Genomic DNA, 20,737 nt, shown 5'->3' on the forward strand with positions numbered 1-20,737 from the left:
ACATAATCAAGTTTTTTTTCTTTTAGTTTTAAAAATAACTCACTTTTAAGGTGAGTTATTTATTTATGAAATAGTCATTATTTCTTGGTTGTAGTTGAATAGAGAAGGTTCTCTAAATGTAGAAATATAATTCTCTACTTCTAGTTTATATTTCTCTTTTGCATTTTGAATTACTGTTTTGAGTTTTTCTGCTTTGGTTTTTTTGATATTTTGATTCAAAACATTAGTAAGAGATCTTAGTTTTGCTTGTTGTTCAGTTACAAGTTTTTGCATCCCTTTTTTTTGTTGCATTTTATAGTTTTTTATATCAGTATTGTTTGCTTTTAAAGCTAATTTTTCGCTAATCATATGTTTTTTATAAATGTTTTTTTCTTTATTTTTAAATGCTTTATGTTTATGTAGAAGTTCTTTAAAATGAATATTTATTTTCTCTAATATGTAATTATATTTTTCATTTTTTGCAAGATAAGCAATTTTCTTATTTTTTTTAAGTTTTGATATACTACTTTTTTCTTTTTTTATATCCATAATTTTGCTTTTAAACAAGTTTTTCTCATTTATAAAGTCCTTATTCATTTTCTCCATTAGTTCTATATGTGCTTTTTTAACAGAACCTATTTGCCCTTTATCGGTTTGGATTTCTACTAAAAATCTGAACATAAATACGTGCATGGTTGTAGCGATAACAATCGCTAATAAATACCATAATACACCTATGTAGCTCATCTCCCACGTAGTGACACCACCAAATAAAGCAATAATAGGACCACCTCATGCACCGACTCAACCAGATACATGGAACATTCCAGCTAGCATACCAGCCACCCCAGAACAAATAATGTTTGGTAAGAAGGCAGCTCAAGTATATTTAGCAGCAAAAGGAATGGCACCTTCAGAAATACCCATAAACCCAAGTATTGTTGCATTTACACCTAATGGTTGGTCTTGTTTGAATTTTTTTCTAAATATTTGTGAACATATTCCTGCACCAAGTGGAGCAATTGCGAAGGCAGCTGCAGCACAACCCATTGCCTTACCACCATCTGTTGGAATCAATGCGGTTGCACCAAATGAAGCAATTTTATTGATTGGTCCACCCATATCAATACCGGCAATCAATCCTAAAAGAAGTCCAAGCGCAGCCATACCCATTTTAGAGTTTTCCATTTTTTGTAAACCGTAATTGAAATATCCCATTAATAACCCGAATATATTACCAAATAAGAATAAAGTAAATATTCCGTAAATTAAGGTTACGAATACTGGAATTATGATGATTGGCATAATTGGTTTTAAATAGTTACTTACCTTTCATTTAGTGTTGATTCACTTAACAGTGTGACCAACTAAAAAACCAAATAAAAGAGCAGCGAATATACCACCACCATTACTTGGGAACAAAGTGTCCATAGAAACTTCGTCTCCTGTCATTGGTGAAGTTATATTACTGTGGAAAATACCTCAATGTCATCACATCGAAGGGTTGGTTCCTGCACTAGTCAAAATGAAGGCCGGAGTAATAGCACTTCTTCCCCCAATTGAGTTAGCAATATAAGCCCCCATCACCGGAATCATCACACCAAAACCTATGTTAGCGAATTGATTTAAGTAATAAAGTATTGATATAAAAGCACTATTTATCGTGATAGTCGCAGTATAACTACCATCATCACCTCTAATTGCTTCTCAGGCTGCTCCCCCTTTTACATCTAGGTTATGTAGTGAGACACCGCTTTGGACATAAGTATTTGAATTTCCATTAAGTTTTCCACTATAGTCTAGTCAGGTTCCGTAAGTTAGTTTACCGATTCCTGTTACTATAGCAAAAACAATCCCAGCAAAAACAATAAAGGGTATCATAAATGATATACCACTCATTATATGTCTTATTCAAGCTTTACCGTCTTTAATATCAAAACCTGTTCCTTCATTATAACTATCAGCCTTCATTTCTTTGCTTTTTATCAGAGATTGTCGCAAATGAAAAACAGGATCCTCTATTAAGGGTTTTGTACCAACTTTATATATTTTTTTACCAACAAATCTGTCAGTATCGATTGCTATATCATTTGCCAAAATTACTACATCGGCCTTTTTGATAGACTCTGACGATAATATAAATTCTGGACCTTTTTGTCCTTGAGTTTCCACTTCAGCAAATCAATCCATTTTGGCTGAAGCATCTAATATTGCTTCTCTAGCCATATAAGTGTGAACCACACCCGTAGCACATGCTGTTACACCCACTACTCTGATAGATTTCTCATTTAGAGTTTCTTTTGTCGGACTTTTAGTTTCTTCACTAATAAGAAACGATGTTATTTCTGTTTTATTTTGACACTTTTTCAAAAAATCTTTATTTTTCTCGCTCATTAGTTTTGTTGCTATACCACTTAATATATCTAAGTAAGTACCGCTGCCTTCTGGCACCAACAAAACTATTGCAACTTCAACTTCGTTTTCGTCATCTCAAACAATAGGGTTGGTAAACCTATATACGAACACAGCAGGTTTAGCAATTTTGGGGTTTCTCGCGTGTGGTATAGCAAAGCCACCGCCAAGTGCTGTTGATGATAAAGTCTCTCGTTCTTTAAAACTTTCTATCAATTCTGGTATACTTTTCACGATTTCTCATTTATAAGCATTATTAGCTATGTGTGAAAATAGTTCTTCCTTACTTTTGATATCGATATTTAAAAAAATGTACTCCGTATTGATGATTTTTTTATTCATAAAGTAACTCCTTTCATGGGTTCCACCACATTTAAGATTATATTACTTTACAAGAATAAATTCTAAATAAGTCTAATTTAATGGAATATTTTTTAATGTTTTATTGTACTTTCAATAATCTTGACTGTCTTATGATATGCTTTTCGTTCTGTTTCTTTAAGTTCTTGATAAGACTCATGGCTAACCAATCCAGAAACTTCATTCATGAAGTTTGAATAATGATAATATATGGAATTTGTTAGATCTAAAGCTTTAATTGGATTAACAGATTTAATCAAGTCACTTAAAGTTTTATCTTCGTAATCTAGAAATTCGCTGACTAAGTCATTTTCTGCAATTGCAATACATATGGAAATATTCATCAATTCAGCTGATATTTCTTTGAATAAATTCGTCATTTTTTTTGTCTCCTTTCATTATAACTATCGACGATTTTTTGGAGTATTTTATGTATTTTCGTATGTAATTGATAACTTCTAATTTAAATGAGGCCTTAATTCTTGAGATAAAAAAAACACTAGTTAAGCTAGTGTTCATAAATTAAAGTTAAAAACGTTTCAGTTTTTATGTTTAATTTTCTCATTTTAATCTTAAAGATGTGATTGTTGCATAGCCTACAGCTAGAACTATTGAGATTCCTAAAAATATACAAAACTTAGTGTCTAAATCAAATGTACCATTTCAAGCTGCATTAAAAGGATCGATACAATATTTGAATACATTTAGATAAGTTGCATATTTAAGAATATCGCTATTCATTATCAAATCAATTGGCATTATTGAACCAGATAAAAAGGCGATTGGCACATAAATCACATTCGAGATTGCAATATAAGTAGTTGTTGAGTTAAATACACTTGAAAGCATAGTTCCTAATGTTACGGATGAAACCAAGATAATTACAAAAAATGGTATCATTTCTAAAAATTGTTTTGGCATGGCAACCAATTCTCAAGTATAAGTTGACCCAAAAAATATTCCAGCCCACAATTGTGTTCAAAGAAAACCTATTATCATAAATATAAATCCCATTATAACAACAGATAAAACAAATGATACGGGTTTAATGGTAGTGGCGCCTATTCGCTTTAATAAAACTGAGTTTTTAAACTCAATTATAGTTTGTGGAATAATAAATATCCCCACTGATATGATCTGAAGAACAGCCAGCGACCCTACCAAGGTGTGCAATAAATCATAATCATTAGTATTTGGATTGAACTTTACACCTTTAAAAGCAAACCCTTCTAAAAATAAAAGTATGATAGGAAATGCCAAGACAAAGAATGGAACTGCAAAACCCTTAAAATAATATTTTAAAAGGAGATTTATCAGTGGTATGTGCTTTCCTTTTTTTCTGCTTGTATTAACTATTTTGTCTATCTTATTTTTTGTCTTTAAAAGATTTTCTTCAATTTCTTCGTTGATATTTTTGGCTGCTTTATCATCTTTAAATCTTTTTCAAGTATAGTTGTAAATTGAGCCATGTTCTTTGATAATATCAGATACTAATCCAGCATCTTTGATTTCTCCATCACTTATGTAAATATATTTTTCACATAGGTCTTCAATTTCAGTCATAATGTGGGTAACTAAAAACATCGCTTTATTCTTTTCAATCACATTTTCACGAATAAATTCAAAGATTTCACCACGAACCTCAATATCCAATCCAGTAGATATTTCATCTAATATTACTAAATCTGGGTTATGAATCATACTTAGCAAAATATTAACGCGTTGTTGTTGACCACCACTTAACCTCTCCAAAAATTTGTTACGAAAAGGATTAATTTGATATCTTTTTAATAATTTTGTGAGTTCTTCTTCTGACATAGGAACATTGAAAGCCTCTAAATAGTATTTGATCATATCAAAAACAGTTATTCCTATCGGATATCTAGATTCTTGAAATTGTAAACCAATTTTCAAGTTTTCTTGACGAATAACTTGTCCTGAGGTTGGTTTTCGAATCCCTCCAATTATTTCACTTAGAGTAGATTTCCCACCACCGTTAGCACCAATGACACCAATTCTATCTCCTGGCATAATTGTTAAATTTATATTGTTTAATGCTTTTTTTGTTTTATAATTTTTTGTAATATTTTTTAATTCTATTAATGGTTTTGATAAGTCAATCTCTTTTGATTGCTTTTTTAAACTCATTGTTTCATTTCTCATTCTAAATCTCCTAATTTATTATTCCATCAAACCTGCTTTGTATAAATTTTGAAAATGACCTTTAACTTTTTTAAGAGTTTCAAAATCTCCTCTTTGAACAATTCCTTGGCCGTTTTTTCCCAATACTACTATTTCATCACAATTTTTTATGGTACTTAAACGGTGTGCAATAGAGATTGTAGTTCTACCCCTCATTAAATCATCTAATTTTTGTTGGATCTCTTGCTCTACAATATTATCTAAAGCACTTGTGGCCTCATCTAAAATTAGTACTTTAGGGTTTTTTAGGAACATTCTGGCTATGACTAAGCGTTGCTTTTGACCACCAGATAACATAAATCCCCTTTCTCCTAAAATAGTATCATATCCATCGGGTCAAGTTAAAACTAATTCGTGTAGTTCTGCTTTTTTTGCCGCTTCCATTACCTCGTTATCAGAAGCTCCAAAACAACCATAGCGAATGTTTTCGTAAACATCACCATAAAGTATTTGAGGCTCTTGTTCAACATAACCTATATGCGCCAAATAACTCTCCAGATTGATATCTTTTAAGTCTATATTATCATTAATAATTATTTTACCTTCTGATGGGTCGTAAAATCTTAGTAACAACTTAGCAATTGTTGATTTACCACTACCTGTTTCTCCAACAAAAGCATAACTTTTACCTTCTTCAAAGACAAAGCTAAATTTAGGTAGAATAATTTTTTTCGGTTTTTCTGGATACCTAAACTCAATTTCCTCAAATATTATTTTTCCCTTTAGTTTATCAATTTTTATACCACTATTATAATGTGGGTCTAAAATTGATGTAACATTAATTGTATCATCGACTCTTTGAGCTGCTACGGTAGCTTGTGATAAACCAAATAAAGCATTCATTATTTGGAATAACGGTCCAATCATTATTTGTTGTGCTAATGTAAAAGCAATAAATGTCGTATCAAAAAATGTTACTCCGCCGCTTTTACCCCCGAATAATATCATTGAAAATATTATCACTGAGAATTGCAAAACAAATATACCAGCCCACATTGTTGTTAACATAAATGACTGTATTTTACCAATAACAATTGATTTTTTGTAGTAGTTTTGGTGAACTCTATGAAATCTGTCAGTTTCATAATTTTCAGTCCCATTAGATTTAATAAGTCTAATAGTTGCTACTCTGTCAGTTACATTACCATTGATTTCGGTAATAACTTCACGTACTTTGTGAAACTTTCTTCTCGTAGCTAAGTAACAAAAGGCCATTACTATCATAATAAGTAAAAATATAGTCATTGTGATAGCTGCCAACTGCCAACTCAGTATAAACATCATAATTGCAGATGCTAAGATTTCAAAAAAAGATATTCCAAATTGTAAGGGAACTTGAACAGCTTGATCTCCAACAATTTGAGTATCTGAAATCACTTTTGTTAATATGCTACCTATTTTTTTGTTTGAATAATACGATATATCTTGTCTAACTAAACTTTCAAGTGATCGATTACGTAAACTTATTTCAATTCTCTTACCCATAATATATGAAATAAAGTCATATATGTATGAAGATATACCGTAAGTAATAATTACACCTAATGAAATATAAATTAGTGTAACTCAAGATAAGCCTCAATAACTTATTATACCTGATGCTATAACTTCTTTGCTCCCACTAGCAACCCTAACAGCCATAATCATTTGTTGTGTTAATAAAGGAAACATCACTGCACAAGAAACAATTATCATTATCAAGAATAGCATAATTGCCGTGAGCCTCCACTCTTTTTTATAATAGTGAGCAATTGTTTTTAACATTGCTCCTCCTTGTTTTTTCATATAATAAACCTTCTTTTCTATTTTTTGCTATTAAAAATTTTACCTTCACAGGTAATTTGTATATTAAAAATTATCATTAAAGAGCTGAGCTAATTTAGAGGATTATCATTTATGCTAACTAATAGACCGATTAAGGGCATTTTTGAGTTTGTATGACTTTTGTGTTTTTGCATATCATGCCCTCCCTTCATTAATATAATTTTAAATATAAAGAATTAAAAAGCAAGCATAATCACAATTTAGCGATAACTTGGAAATCATTTATAATTTATTGAACTGCTAATATTTTTAAAAAAAAAAAAAAAACAAGATATACTTGTTTAAATTAACCTACTTTTTTTACTTCTTTGTTTTTGTAGTAACCACATTCACGACAAACTCTGTGTGGTTTTATCATGCTTCCGCAGTTTGGACACGAAATGATAGCTGAACTAACTAAAGCAAGATGACTTCTTCTTTTATTTTTTGCAGCTTTACTGGTTTTTCTAAATGGTACAGCCATGTTTTACACCTCCGATTATTTATTCTTTTACTAAATCCTTAAGTTTATTTCACCTAGGATCTAATTTTTCTGCTTGTTCTTGTTGGTATTCTTCTTCAGACATAAGTTTAAAATCTTTACCGACAAATGAAATTTTACCATAGTTTTTTGTGAAATTAATAGGAATATTTAAAACTATTTGAGAAACTGCGTAACCTAGTATATCAAATTGTTCACCAATAACTATGTTGTGTTGATCATCTTTTGATTCAAAGAAGTACTCATCTTCTCAATCAAGAGTTTCGTTAGTAATAGATATTTCACTTCCATCACGTGCGTCTAATGCTTGATAATCTGCACATATTTTTGCTTTGATATATATACCCTTTATAGAATCCTGATATACTAATTTACCCTTGACATCAATTTTATCTATTTTTTTAAGTAAGGCATGTTCAAAATTTGAGTTGTCGATATCTGAATAAGTTAAATCTAAATCGATATTTTTTTTAAGTTCTATATCTTTTTTAAGCAAATTATTTCACCTCAATATTTAATTCAAGTAGCTTGTCTTGTAACTTTTGTCATTCTGCCATCACATCTTCGTCATTTAGTTGTCTTTCTAAGTCATTGAACTCAAAACTAACTGAGACTGCTTTTTTATTGTTTTTTTTCAATAATTCATCTTGATAAATATCCACTAAATCAATTTTCGTTATGAAATTTACATCTTGGATTATTTTTTTAATGATATCGCTATAACGGTCTTTATCGTCTAATAATATTGTAAGATCTCTAGAAGTCTTTTGGTATTTTGAGATTTCTTTTAATCTTATTTTTTGATTATATAGCTCTTCAATTGCATTTAGATTAAGTTCAACTAAAAAAGTATTATCTAGTTTTAATGTTTTTTCGTATTTTGGATTTAACTTAAAAATAAATCCAATTAAAGAATCTTTATACATAACTTCAGCATTTAAATACGGGTGTATCTCATTAATTTTTGAATTCATATCTTTTAGTTCGATATCTAAAAGGCTTATTTGATAAATACTCAAAACTGACTCCATAATTCCTTTAACAAAAAAGAAATCTGGTTTGACTTTATAATTGTGTGCTTTTTGACTGAAACTATCACTAGATATCAAAAAAGCGATGTGTGATTCTCTTTTGTTATCATAGTTATAAATATCTGCACACTCAAAAAGTTTGAGATTTTTATTATTTCTTGAGTAATTAAGACTCGCAACTTCAATTAAGCTTTTAGATAAACTTAAGCGATAAGCTTCTCTTAATTGGCTTAAAGGAGATAATAATTTTACCGGATTATTTACATTGAAAAGATCTCAATGTAAAACTTCTTTGTAATTCATCAACGAATATGTTTTAGTATTATTAAATCCCAGTCCTATTAAGTGATTTTCAACCATTTTTTTTAAGTTTTGAGAAAGTTTTTTTTCTTTAGAGTGTGTTACTATACTTGGTGCAACTGATGGAATATTGTTATATCCGTATAAACGGGCAATTTCTTCAACTATATCAGCTTTATTTTGAATATCCGTTCTGAATTTATCAATGTTAAAAGTTAAAAGTTTATCTTTTATTTCTATTTCAAAATCTAATGTTCTAAATAAATTCTTTATGTTTTCTACACTTAAACTCATACCTAAGTAATCATTTATAAATTCCAAAGATATTTCAATAGTTTTTGTAGACTGTTTAAGTTGTTTAATCATCTCAATAGAGCTAGAAGAATTATATAAATTATAATAATTCATTCAATAAGTGATTCTTTTTTCTGCTAATTGATAAAGTTCTGTACTGATTGGTTTCATTCACCTTTGTAAAGAAACACTTGAAATATTAAGTACCTTTTGTTGTTTTCTCATGAGTATTGGATTTAGTGAAAGGTACACAACAACAACTTTCTTACTATCACCGTTTGGCAAATAATCTTTCTCAACACCCATTCCTAAAGTAGAGATAATTTCATCACCATTTAATAGTTGCAAATTTGTTGTCTTGTCATCACTATTTTCATTTTTAATTTTTAATTCCTTATTTAAAACTTTTTCATCTAGAAATAAAATTGGTTGTCCAGTTTCAATAGCAATAATATTACTTAAATCAAGTCAAAAATTATTTGTAGTTTTAACACCATTGAATTTTAGTCATAGATCGTGTTCTGAGTAAACTTTAAGTTTATTTTCTACTAATGAATAAATCTCTTTTATGTTAAAAATTTGAGACCCAGCGAAGTTTATGTGTTCATCAACGTCTTTTTCTCAAGTAATCTTGATTTGATCGTTATTTTTATTGTCCACTTTTGCTTCAAAAGATTGAGAAATGTCTATAATTTCTTTATCAAAATAGTTAGCTAACTCTTTCAATAACTGAAATGCAGCTAAACAGTCACTACGATTTAGTGTCAAATCAACTTCTCATAATGAGTCATTAAAACCGATAATGTCTAAAATCTTTTTATTCCCGATATAACTATATGTATCTTTTTTTGTATGAACTTCGTATATACTTTGAATCTCTTTTTCTGTAAGGTTTTTTGGGTCAACTCCTAATTCAATTAAGGAACAAATCATCCCTTCAGATGTTTTTCCTTTAATTTCCTTTGTTTGTAATTCTAGACCATTTGAGATTTTTGACCCTGGTTCTGCAAGCACAACATATTGACCTTCTGCAACATTGTCTGCACCACAAACAATTGGAGAAACCAAATCTTCACCCTTGTCAACAAAACAAAAATTCAGATGTGTTCCATCAATTTTACTTACATTCCCGATATGACCTAACATTAGTCTTTGATTTAAATCCTTGAAAGTCTTGTATGAGTCAACTTCAAAACCAAGTGAGTTCAATGCAACAGTTATTTCGTTATCTTTAACTCCCACAAGGTCTATAAAGTTTTCCAATCAATTTCTTGTAATTATCATTTTTTGCTCCTTTAATTTCCGAAAAACTTGAATTGATTTAAGAATCTAATATCGTTTTCGTAAAAGTCTCTAATATTTTTAATACCAAATTTAAGCATAGCTACTCTTTCAATTCCTATACCAAATGCTAGACCTCCAACTTCATTAGGATCCAACCCATTCAAAATTAATACTTGAGGTGCTATCATACCTGCTCCTAAAATTTCAATTCACCCTGTAAATTTACATATTTTACACCCTAATCCGTCGCAACTAACACAACTAATATCTACCTCTATTGAGGGTTCGGTAAACGGGAAAAAGCTCGGTCTCATTCTTATTTGAGTTTTGTTAGAAAAAAGACGTTTACACATATATTCTAAAATTCATTTAAGATTGGCAAAGCTTAGTTTTTGTCCGACTGCAAATCCATCAATTTGCATAAATTGATGAGAATGAGTTGCATCATCGTCATCCCTTCTGTAAACGTTTCCGTAACTAATGGCTGCAATATTTTTCTCATTATTAATATTTTTTGATAATTTAGTTAAAAGTCTAGCTGTCATATTAGTAGCATGTGTTCTAAGCACTACTTTTTCGTCTATGTAAAATGTATCTTGCATATCACGAGCGGGATGGCCGATAGGTAAGTTTAATTTTTGGAAGCAATACTCATCTAGTTCCAATTCAGTTCCATTGATCATTTCGTAACCCATTTCACTAAATATATCACTTAATTCGTCAATAACTATATTCAAGGGGTGTTTTGATCCACGATTTATACTAACGCCTGGCAATGTAATATCTACCTTTTCCTTTTCTAGCAAGTTTAGTAATTCTAAATTCGAAAATTCTTCAAAAAGGTCATTTAATTTTTCATATATCTCAGCTTTTACTTTATTTGCAAATAAGCCTACTTCTTTTTTTTTACTCGAAGAAAGTTGTTTAAGATTGTTTAAAACAAGATTCAAAGGCGACTCTTTACCTGTATACTCTTTTTTAACTTCCTCTAGTTGTTCTTTTGTCTTTATATTATTTACTTTTAATTTGAAATCTTTAAGTAATTCTTCTAATTTTTTAATCACAGTCTCACCTTTTCTATTTTTACAGCATAATAATTATACTAAATAATCTTTTTCAAAAGTTTTTTAATTATTGATTTTTGATTATTTATTGATTCATCTAAATCGGTAACTAATTTACTTAACTCTTCACTTAGTGTAACAACAGATTTAACAAATATTTTTCTTATTTTTAACACTTGTAGATGCAATTCAACTTTTTTTATATTATAGAAATCGTCAACATCTACATAAGTATTTTTGTAAATTACATCACTATGTATTTTATTGTGAAAAATATAGACTAACAAAGACTCATTTATGAATGTTTTCAAAAGCGCATAATATTGAGTTAAATAATTATTAATAATATGTTCATTAGAATTTTTGTATAGCTCTAAAAGTTTTAAATTATTGTCAAAGTTGTCGATAAAGCAATTCCTAAGACAAATAATTTTATTTTTTATGTCATCTTCTTCAACTTTGTTCATCTCACTTTTAAATATTACATTAACAATCGAATATAAATTATTTACATTAATTATTGATGGTAGGCCTTCAAAATATCAATTTAAATTTATATCGTGAATACGAAACCTATTTAATTTTTGATTAAATTTTTGATTAAATTTTTCCAATATATTATCCATTTGAACTCCTTAAAGATATATATAAAAAAGCCCGACTAATTGTCGAGCTTTTTTACTTCTGAACTGGCAGCTTCCTATTTTCGCATTATACTATCGTCGGCGTTACTGATCTTAACTTCTGTGTTCGACATGGGAACAGGTGTGACCTCAGTGCTATGGCCACCAGATCTGAATTTTTTTGAGAGATGGGTTTTTGCAAACCTAATCGTTCTCTCAAAACTGAACATTAGAATGAATATATACTTTATAAAGCAATTTGTTTTAGGTATTCTTTAGAAAGACTCTCGATCTATTAGTATTGGTAAGCTGAACACGTCGCCGTGCTTACACACCCAACCTATCAACCATGTGGTCTACATGGGATCTTACTTCCGAAGAATGGGAAAACTCATCTTGAAGGAGGCTTCTCGCTTAGATGCCTTCAGCGATTATCCTTTCCGCACATAGCTACCCTGCTGTGCCACTGGCGTGACAACAGGAGCACCAGGGGTGCGTCCATTCCGGTCCTCTCGTACTAGGAACAGCTCTTCTCAATTTTCCTACGCCCACAACAGATAGGGACCAAACTGTCTCACGACGTTCTGAACCCAGCTCGCGTACCGCTTTAATGGGCGAACAGCCCAACCCTTGGAACCGACTACAGCTCCAGGATGCGATGAGCCGACATCGAGGTGCCAAACCTCCCCGTCGATGTGAACTCTTGGGGGAGATCAGCCTGTTATCCCCGGGGTAACTTTTATCCGTTGAGCGACGGCCCTTCCACACGGGACCGCCGGATCACTAAGCCCTGCTTTCGCATCTGTTCGACTTGTAAGTCTCGCAGTTAAGCACCCTTATACCTTTGCGCTCTGCGTACGATTTCTAACCGTACTGAGGGTACCTTTGGGCGCCTCCGTTACTTTTTAGGAGGCGACCGCCCCAGTCAAACTACCCACCAAACACTGTCCCTGACCCGGATAACGGGTCTAGGTTAGAACCTCAATGTAACAAGGGTGGTATTCCAAGGATGACTCCACAATCACTAGCGTGACTGCTTCAACGTCTCCCACCTATCCTCTACATGTTACACCAAGACTCAATATTAAGTTATAGTAAAGCTCCACGGGGTCTTTCCGTCTAGTTGCGGGTAACCAGCATCTTCACTGGTACTAAAATTTCACCGAGTCTATAGCCGAGACAGCGAAGGGATCATTACGCCTTTCGTGCGGGTCAGAACTTACCTGACAAGGAATTTCGCTACCTTAGGACCGTTATAGTTACGGCCGCCGTTCACCGGGGCTTCAATTCAATGCTTCACCTAAGTTAACATCTCCTCTTAACCTTCCGGCACTGGGCAGGCGTCACCCCCTATACTTCGTCTTACGACTTTGCAGAGAGCTGTGTTTTTGCTAAACAGTTGCCCCTTCCTCTTCACTGCGGCTCACTAAAAGTGAGCACCCCTTCTCGCTAACTTACGGGGTTATTTTGCAGAGTTCCTTAGCTATAGTTATCTCGCTTGCCTTAGGATTCTCTCCTTGACCACGTGTGTTCGTTCTAGGTACAGGCACCTAATAAATTAACGCTAGAAGCTTTTCTTGGAAGCGTGGAGTCATGGACTTCGTTACTAGCCGTAGCGTTCACTCCCCATCATACTTCAGAGTTATAGCACGCGGATTTACCAACGTACACTCCTTTGTATTTAGACCGGCATATCCAACAGCCGGCATCCACTATCCTTCTCCGTCACTCCATCACTTTATTAGGTGGTACAGGAATATCAACCTGTTGTCCATCGACTACGCCTTTCGGCCTCGCCTTAGGTCCTGACTAACCCTGGGTGGACGAACCTTGCCCAGGAAACCTTGGTCAAACGGCATGGGAGATTCTCACTCCCAAACGTTACTCATGCCGGCATAATCTCTTCTAATCGCTCCACCAATCCTCACAGTCTGACTTCATTGCAATTAGAACGCTCCCCTACCACTTACATTGCTGTAAATCCTAAACTTCGGTAATCCGCTTAAGCCCCGGTACATTTTCGGCGCAAAGGCACTCGACTAGTGAGCTGTTACGCACTCTTTAAATGGTGGCTGCTTCTGAGCCAACATCCTAGCTGTCTGTGCACCTTCACATCCTTACACACTTAGCGTATATTTAGGGACCTTAGTTGTAGATCTGGGCTGTTTCCCTCACGAGCATGGACCTTATCACCCATGTTCTGACTGCCGAGTATGAAATTATGGCATTCGCAGTTTAATTGTAATCAGTACCCCTAGGTGGGGCCATCATACATTCAGAGCTCTACCTCCATAATTCTAAACCTCGACGCTATCCTTAAAGATATATCGGGGAGAACTAGCTATCTCCGGGTTCGATTGGAATTTCACCCCTAGCCACAAGTCATCCACGGTCTTTTCAACGAACGTTGGTTCGGTCCTCCATTAGGTCTTACCCTAACTTCAACCTGCTCATGGCTAGATCACCCGGTTTCGTGTCTACGACATCATACTGAACGCCCTATTAAGGCTCGCTTTCACTACGGCTCCGCATCTTCTGCTTAACCTTGCATGATATCGTAACTCGCCGGCTCTTTCTACAAAAAGCACGCCATCACCCATTAACGGGCTCTGACTTCTTGTAAGCATATGGTTTCAGGAACTGTTTCACTCCCCTCACGGGGTACTTTTCACCTTTCCCTCACGGTACTGGTTCACTATCGGTAAAATGGTAGTATTTAGGCTTACCCAGTGGTCTGGGTAGATTCCGACAGGGTTTCACGTGCCCCGCCGTACTCAGGATACTCTTTCGAGGTTAGTGCATTTCGCATACGGGGGTATCACCCTCTACGCCGCTGCTTCCCAACAGCTTCTGCTATACACTAACTTTGTAACTCTAACAAGAGTCCTACAACCCCGGCCCGAAGACCGGTTTGGCCTGTTCCGCTTTCGCTCGCCGCTACTTACAGAATCACATTCGTTTTCTTTTCCTCTGGGTACTAAGATGTTTCAGTTCCCCAGGTTCCCTTCACATAACCTATGTATTCAGTTATGGACACTATGAGATTAATCATAGTAGGTTTCCCCATTCGGACATCGTCGGATCAAAGCTTACTTCCAGCTCCCCGGCGCTTTTCGCAGGTAGTCGCGTCCTTCATCGGCTCCATTTTCCAAGGCATTCACCATATGCCCTTACTATACTTTCTTAAAGAAAGACCTATTTTGCATTATAAAATAATCTATATTTTTTTGAAATTTTAGTTTTTCTTAGTAATTTTAGTTACTATTTTTACGTTTTATTGTTAAACGTAAGAAAAATTAAATGTCTATTTTTTTTTCATCTAATATTCAGTTTTCAAAGAACGATTTTCTTTTCAGAAATTGCTGCGCCGCATTGGCGCAAAACAATCTCTGAAAACTAGATAGAACGAGATATACTCATAAGCTGTTACACCGATTCGCTCAGCTTTTTTTCTCTAAACTATGATACTCCATAGAAAGGAGGTGATCCATCCGCACGTTCCCGTACGGATACCTTGTTACGACTTCACCCTAATCGCTAATCCTACCTTGGTACGCTCCCTCCTTACGGTTAGGATACGTGCTTCTGGCATTACCAACTCTCATGGTGTGACGGGCGGTGTGTACAAGACCCGAGAACGTATTCACCGCGACATTGCTGATTCGCGATTACTAGTGATTCCGGCTTCATGAAGTCGAGTTGCAGACTTCAATCCGAACTGAGACTGGCTTTTTGAGATTAGCTCCCCCTCGCGGGATTGCGACTCTTTGTACCAGCCATTGTAGCACGTGTGTAGCCCAGGACATAAGGGGCATGATGATTTGACGTCATCCCCACCTTCCTCTAGCTTACACTAGCAGTCTCATTAGAGTCCTCAACTGAATGTTAGTAACTAATGATAGGGGTTGCGCTCGTTGCGGGACTTAACCCAACACCTCACGGCACGAGCTGACGACAACCATGCACCACCTGTCTCAATGTTGGCCTCCACTACATCTCTGTAGCTTTGCACTGGATGTCAAGCCCTGGTAAGGTTCTTCGCGTTGCTTCGAATTAAACCACATGCTCCACCACTTGTGCGGGTCCCCGTCAATTCCTTTGAGTTTCACTCTTGCGAGCATACTACTCAGGCGGAGTACTTAATGCGTTAGCTGCAGCACCGACAATTGCCGACACTTAGTACTCAACGTTTACGGCGTGGACTACTAGGGTATCTAATCCTATTTGCTCCCCACGCTTTCGTGCCTCAGCGTCAATTACAGGCCAGTAGACCGCCTACGCCACTGGTGTTCCTCCATATATCTACGCATTTCACCGCTACACATGGAATTCCATCTACCTCTCCTGTATTCTAGTTAATCAGTTTTCAAGGCGAACCGGAGTTGAGCTCCGGGCTTTAACCTCAAACTTAATCAACCGCCTACGCACCCTATACGCCCAATAAATCCGGATAACGCTTGCCACCTATGTATTACCGCGGCTGCTGGCACATAGTTAGCCGTGGCTTTCTGGTAAGGTACCGTCAAACTAAAAGCATTTCCTCTTCTAGCTGTTCTTCCCTTACAACAGAGCTTTACAATCCGAAGACTGTCATCACTCACGCGGCATTGCTTCATCAGGCTTTCGCCCATTGTGAAAAATTCCCTACTGCTGCCTCCCGTAGGAGTCTGGGCCGTATCTCAGTCCCAATGTGGCCGATCAACCTCTCAGTTCGGCTACGTATCATTGCCTAGGTAAGCCATTACCTTACCTACTAGCTAATACGCCGCATCCTCATCTTCTAGCGACCCAAACGGGTCTTTTAACACCTTTTGATGCCAAATGGTGTCGTATGCGGTATTAGCAGTCGTTTCCAACTGTTATCCCCCACTAAAAGGTAGATTAGATACGTGTTACTCACCCGTTCGCCACTGGGTGCAAGCACCCCGTTCGACTTGCATGTATTAGGCATGCCGCCAGCGTTCATCCTGAGCCAGGATCAAACTCTCATTAAAAATTAATGCGAATATTTTGATTCATGACTATATCTGTTTGTATTCTCAAAAAATTGAACTTGTATTATATTGTACAAATTAAATTGGTTGTTGTTGTTCTATCTAGTTTTCAAAGATCGTTTTATAGCTTGTTCAACAAGCGACATTAATAAATATATATTATTTAAAATTAAATGTCAATATTTTTTTTATTTTATATTTTATTTTTTGTCGTTAAGTTAAAAGTTTCAACTTAACGGCCTTTTAATAATAGCACAGATTAAACTTAAAAATGTCTAAAAATTTTAGTATTTTTTTATTATATAAGTCTTTAAAAAGATAATAATAGTAAATACACTTTGTATGTTATATTGAAGTAATTTAAGTTTTCAAGTTTCATATATGCTTATTATTTTTTCCTTAATGTACTATCATAAATAATTTATCTTTTTAATAAAGAATTTTAAAATCAATTTACTAGTGAGGCAAAAAAAGAGATATTACACCTAAAAAATAAAAAAGTCCAACATCTAGTTGAACTTTTTTACTTCTGAACTGGCAGCTTCCTATTTTCGCATTATACTATCGTCGGCGTTACTGATCTTAACTTCTGTGTTCGACATGGGAACAGGTGTGACCTCAGTGCTATGGCCACCAGATCTGAATTTTTTTGAGAGATGGGTTTTTGCAAACCTAATCGTTCTCTCAAAACTGAACATTAGAATGAATATATACTTTATAAAGCAATTTGTTTTAGGTATTCTTTAGAAAGACTCTCGATCTATTAGTATTGGTAAGCTGAACACGTCGCCGTGCTTACACACCCAACCTATCAACCATGTGGTCTACATGGGATCTTACTTCCGAAGAATGGGAAAACTCATCTTGAAGGAGGCTTCTCGCTTAGATGCCTTCAGCGATTATCCTTTCCGCACATAGCTACCCTGCTGTGCCACTGGCGTGACAACAGGAGCACCAGGGGTGCGTCCATTCCGGTCCTCTCGTACTAGGAACAGCTCTTCTCAATTTTCCTACGCCCACAACAGATAGGGACCAAACTGTCTCACGACGTTCTGAACCCAGCTCGCGTACCGCTTTAATGGGCGAACAGCCCAACCCTTGGAACCGACTACAGCTCCAGGATGCGATGAGCCGACATCGAGGTGCCAAACCTCCCCGTCGATGTGAACTCTTGGGGGAGATCAGCCTGTTATCCCCGGGGTAACTTTTATCCGTTGAGCGACGGCCCTTCCACACGGGACCGCCGGATCACTAAGCCCTGCTTTCGCATCTGTTCGACTTGTAAGTCTCGCAGTTAAGCACCCTTATACCTTTGCGCTCTGCGTACGATTTCTAACCGTACTGAGGGTACCTTTGGGCGCCTCCGTTACTTTTTAGGAGGCGACCGCCCCAGTCAAACTACCCACCAAACACTGTCCCTGACCCGGATAACGGGTCTAGGTTAGAACCTCAATGTAACAAGGGTGGTATTCCAAGGATGACTCCACAATCACTAGCGTGACTGCTTCAACGTCTCCCACCTATCCTCTACATGTTACACCAAGACTCAATATTAAGTTATAGTAAAGCTCCACGGGGTCTTTCCGTCTAGTTGCGGGTAACCAGCATCTTCACTGGTACTAAAATTTCACCGAGTCTATAGCCGAGACAGCGAAGGGATCATTACGCCTTTCGTGCGGGTCAGAACTTACCTGACAAGGAATTTCGCTACCTTAGGACCGTTATAGTTACGGCCGCCGTTCACCGGGGCTTCAATTCAATGCTTCACCTAAGTTAACATCTCCTCTTAACCTTCCGGCACTGGGCAGGCGTCACCCCCTATACTTCGTCTTACGACTTTGCAGAGAGCTGTGTTTTTGCTAAACAGTTGCCCCTTCCTCTTCACTGCGGCTCACTAAAAGTGAGCACCCCTTCTCGCTAACTTACGGGGTTATTTTGCAGAGTTCCTTAGCTATAGTTATCTCGCTTGCCTTAGGATTCTCTCCTTGACCACGTGTGTTCGTTCTAGGTACAGGCACCTAATAAATTAACGCTAGAAGCTTTTCTTGGAAGCGTGGAGTCATGGACTTCGTTACTAGCCGTAGCGTTCACTCCCCATCATACTTCAGAGTTATAGCACGCGGATTTACCAACGTACACTCCTTTGTATTTAGACCGGCATATCCAACAGCCGGCATCCACTATCCTTCTCCGTCACTCCATCACTTTATTAGGTGGTACAGGAATATCAACCTGTTGTCCATCGACTACGCCTTTCGGCCTCGCCTTAGGTCCTGACTAACCCTGGGTGGACGAACCTTGCCCAGGAAACCTTGGTCAAACGGCATGGGAGATTCTCACTCCCAAACGTTACTCATGCCGGCATAATCTCTTCTAATCGCTCCACCAGTCCTCACAGTCTGACTTCATTGCAATTAGAACGCTCCCCTACCACTTACATTGCTGTAAATCCTAAACTTCGGTAATCCGCTTAAGCCCCGGTACATTTTCGGCGCAAAGGCACTCGACTAGTGAGCTGTTACGCACTCTTTAAATGGTGGCTGCTTCTGAGCCAACATCCTAGCTGTCTGTGCACCTTCACATCCTTACACACTTAGCGTATATTTAGGGACCTTAGTTGTAGATCTGGGCTGTTTCCCTCACGAGCATGGACCTTATCACCCATGTTCTGACTGCCGAGTATGAAATTATGGCATTCGCAGTTTAATTGTAATCAGTACCCCTAGGTGGGGCCATCATACATTCAGAGCTCTACCTCCATAATTCTAAACCTCGACGCTATCCTTAAAGATATATCGGGGAGAACTAGCTATCTCCGGGTTCGATTGGAATTTCACCCCTAGCCACAAGTCATCCACGGTCTTTTCAACGAACGTTGGTTCGGTCCTCCATTAGGTCTTACCCTAACTTCAACCTGCTCATGGCTAGATCACCCGGTTTCGTGTCTACGACATCATACTGAACGCCCTATTAAGGCTCGCTTTCACTACGGCTCCGCATCTTCTGCTTAACCTTGCATGATATCGTAACTCGCCGGCTCTTTCTACAAAAAGCACGCCATCACCCATTAACGGGCTCTGACTTCTTGTAAGCATATGGTTTCAGGAACTGTTTCACTCCCCTCACGGGGTACTTTTCACCTTTCCCTCACGGTACTGGTTCACTATCGGTAAAATGGTAGTATTTAGGCTTACCCAGTGGTCTGGGTAGATTCCGACAGGGTTTCACGTGCCCCGCCGTACTCAGGATACTCTTTCGAGGTTAGTGCATTTCGCATACGGGGGTATCACCCTCTACGCCGCTGCTTCCCAACAGCTTCTGCTATACACTAACTTTGTAACTCTAACAAGAGTCCTACAACCCCGGCCCGAAGACCGGTTTGGCCTGTTCCGCTTTCGCTCGCCGCTACTTACAGAATCACATTCGTTTTCTTTTCCTCTGGGTACTAAGATGTTTCAGTTCCCCAGGTTCCCTTCACATAACCTATGTATTCAGTTATGGACACTATGAGATTAATCATAGTAGGTTTCCCCATTCGGACATCGTCGGATCAAAGCTTACTTCCAGCTCCCCGGCGCTTTTCGCAGGTAGTCGCGTCCTTCATCGGCTCCATTTTCCAAGGCATTCACCATATGCCCTTACTATACTTTCTTAAAGAAAGACCTATTTTGCATTATAAAATAATCTATATTTTTTTGAAATTTTAGTTTTTCTTAGTAATTTTAGTTACTATTTTTACGTTTTATTGTTAAACGTAAGAAAAATTAAATGTCTATTTTTTTTCATCTAATATTCAGTTTTCAAAGAACGATTTTCTTTTCAGAAATTGCTGCGCCGCATTGGCGCAAAACAATCTCTGAAAACTAGATAGAACGAGATATACTCATAA

Annotated in this window: 9 protein-coding genes and 5 rRNA genes; all 14 read right to left on the reverse strand. The window is 36.3% G+C overall.

The window, feature by feature from the left end; genetic code table 4:
* Positions 1–63 precede the first annotated feature (63 nt).
* The 14 genes from AAHM92_RS03915 to AAHM92_RS03980 all read right to left on the reverse strand — a co-directional run bounded on the left by AAHM92_RS03915 (position 64) and on the right by AAHM92_RS03980 (position 20,500).
* The gene (locus tag AAHM92_RS03915; RefSeq protein WP_500222134.1) at positions 64–2,733 is read right to left on the reverse strand and encodes a fructose PTS transporter subunit IIB; all 2,670 of its coding nucleotides are present in this window, start codon (positions 2,731–2,733) and stop codon (positions 64–66) included.
* Between the two features lie 92 nt (positions 2,734–2,825).
* Positions 2,826–3,131 carry a hypothetical protein gene (locus AAHM92_RS03920; RefSeq protein ID WP_023789843.1) on the reverse strand — a complete coding sequence of 102 codons (306 nt, stop codon included), beginning with the start codon at positions 3,129–3,131 and terminating at the stop codon, positions 2,826–2,828.
* A gap of 172 nt (positions 3,132–3,303) precedes the next feature.
* On the reverse strand, positions 3,304–4,914 hold the full coding sequence (locus AAHM92_RS03925; RefSeq protein WP_500222136.1) for an ABC transporter ATP-binding protein/permease: 1,611 nt from the start codon (positions 4,912–4,914) through the stop codon (positions 3,304–3,306).
* 18 nt (positions 4,915–4,932) lie between these two features.
* Positions 4,933–6,738, reverse strand: coding sequence for an ABC transporter ATP-binding protein (locus tag AAHM92_RS03930; protein WP_500222137.1), 1,806 nt, complete (start codon positions 6,736–6,738; stop codon positions 4,933–4,935).
* A gap of 325 nt (positions 6,739–7,063) precedes the next feature.
* Positions 7,064–7,240 carry a 50S ribosomal protein L32 gene (rpmF, locus tag AAHM92_RS03935; protein ID WP_023789849.1) on the reverse strand — a complete coding sequence of 59 codons (177 nt, stop codon included), beginning with the start codon at positions 7,238–7,240 and terminating at the stop codon, positions 7,064–7,066.
* A gap of 19 nt (positions 7,241–7,259) precedes the next feature.
* Entirely contained in the window at positions 7,260–7,754 is a 495-nt protein-coding gene (locus tag AAHM92_RS03940) for a YceD family protein (protein WP_500222139.1), read from the reverse strand.
* Between the two features lies 1 nt (position 7,755).
* Positions 7,756–10,167: a phenylalanine--tRNA ligase subunit beta gene (gene pheT, locus AAHM92_RS03945; RefSeq protein WP_500222141.1), complete on the reverse strand. Its 2,412-nt coding sequence runs from the start codon at positions 10,165–10,167 to the stop codon at positions 7,756–7,758.
* An 11-nt stretch (positions 10,168–10,178) separates the two neighbouring features.
* On the reverse strand, positions 10,179–11,231 hold the full coding sequence (pheS, locus tag AAHM92_RS03950) for a phenylalanine--tRNA ligase subunit alpha (RefSeq protein ID WP_500222142.1): 1,053 nt from the start codon (positions 11,229–11,231) through the stop codon (positions 10,179–10,181).
* 38 nt (positions 11,232–11,269) lie between these two features.
* Positions 11,270–11,857, reverse strand: a complete 588-nt coding sequence (locus AAHM92_RS03955) for a hypothetical protein (RefSeq protein WP_500222144.1) — start codon at positions 11,855–11,857, stop codon at positions 11,270–11,272.
* Positions 11,858–11,918: 61 nt separating this feature from the next.
* Positions 11,919–12,024 (reverse strand): 5S ribosomal RNA (gene rrf / locus AAHM92_RS03960).
* A 105-nt stretch (positions 12,025–12,129) separates the two neighbouring features.
* Positions 12,130–15,038, reverse strand: a 23S ribosomal RNA gene (locus tag AAHM92_RS03965).
* Positions 15,039–15,329: 291 nt separating this feature from the next.
* Positions 15,330–16,848 (reverse strand): 16S ribosomal RNA (locus tag AAHM92_RS03970).
* A gap of 532 nt (positions 16,849–17,380) precedes the next feature.
* A 5S ribosomal RNA gene (gene rrf / locus AAHM92_RS03975) occupies positions 17,381–17,486 on the reverse strand.
* A 105-nt stretch (positions 17,487–17,591) separates the two neighbouring features.
* Positions 17,592–20,500 (reverse strand): 23S ribosomal RNA (locus tag AAHM92_RS03980).
* Together the 16S, 23S and 5S rRNA genes form the textbook arrangement of a ribosomal RNA operon.
* Positions 20,501–20,737: the final 237 nt, after the last annotated feature.

Origin of the sequence: Spiroplasma endosymbiont of Melanargia galathea, assembly GCF_964031075.1 — a bacterium.
Taxonomy (GTDB): Bacteria; Bacillota_I; Bacilli_A; order Mycoplasmatales; family Mycoplasmataceae; genus Spiroplasma_A; species Spiroplasma_A apis.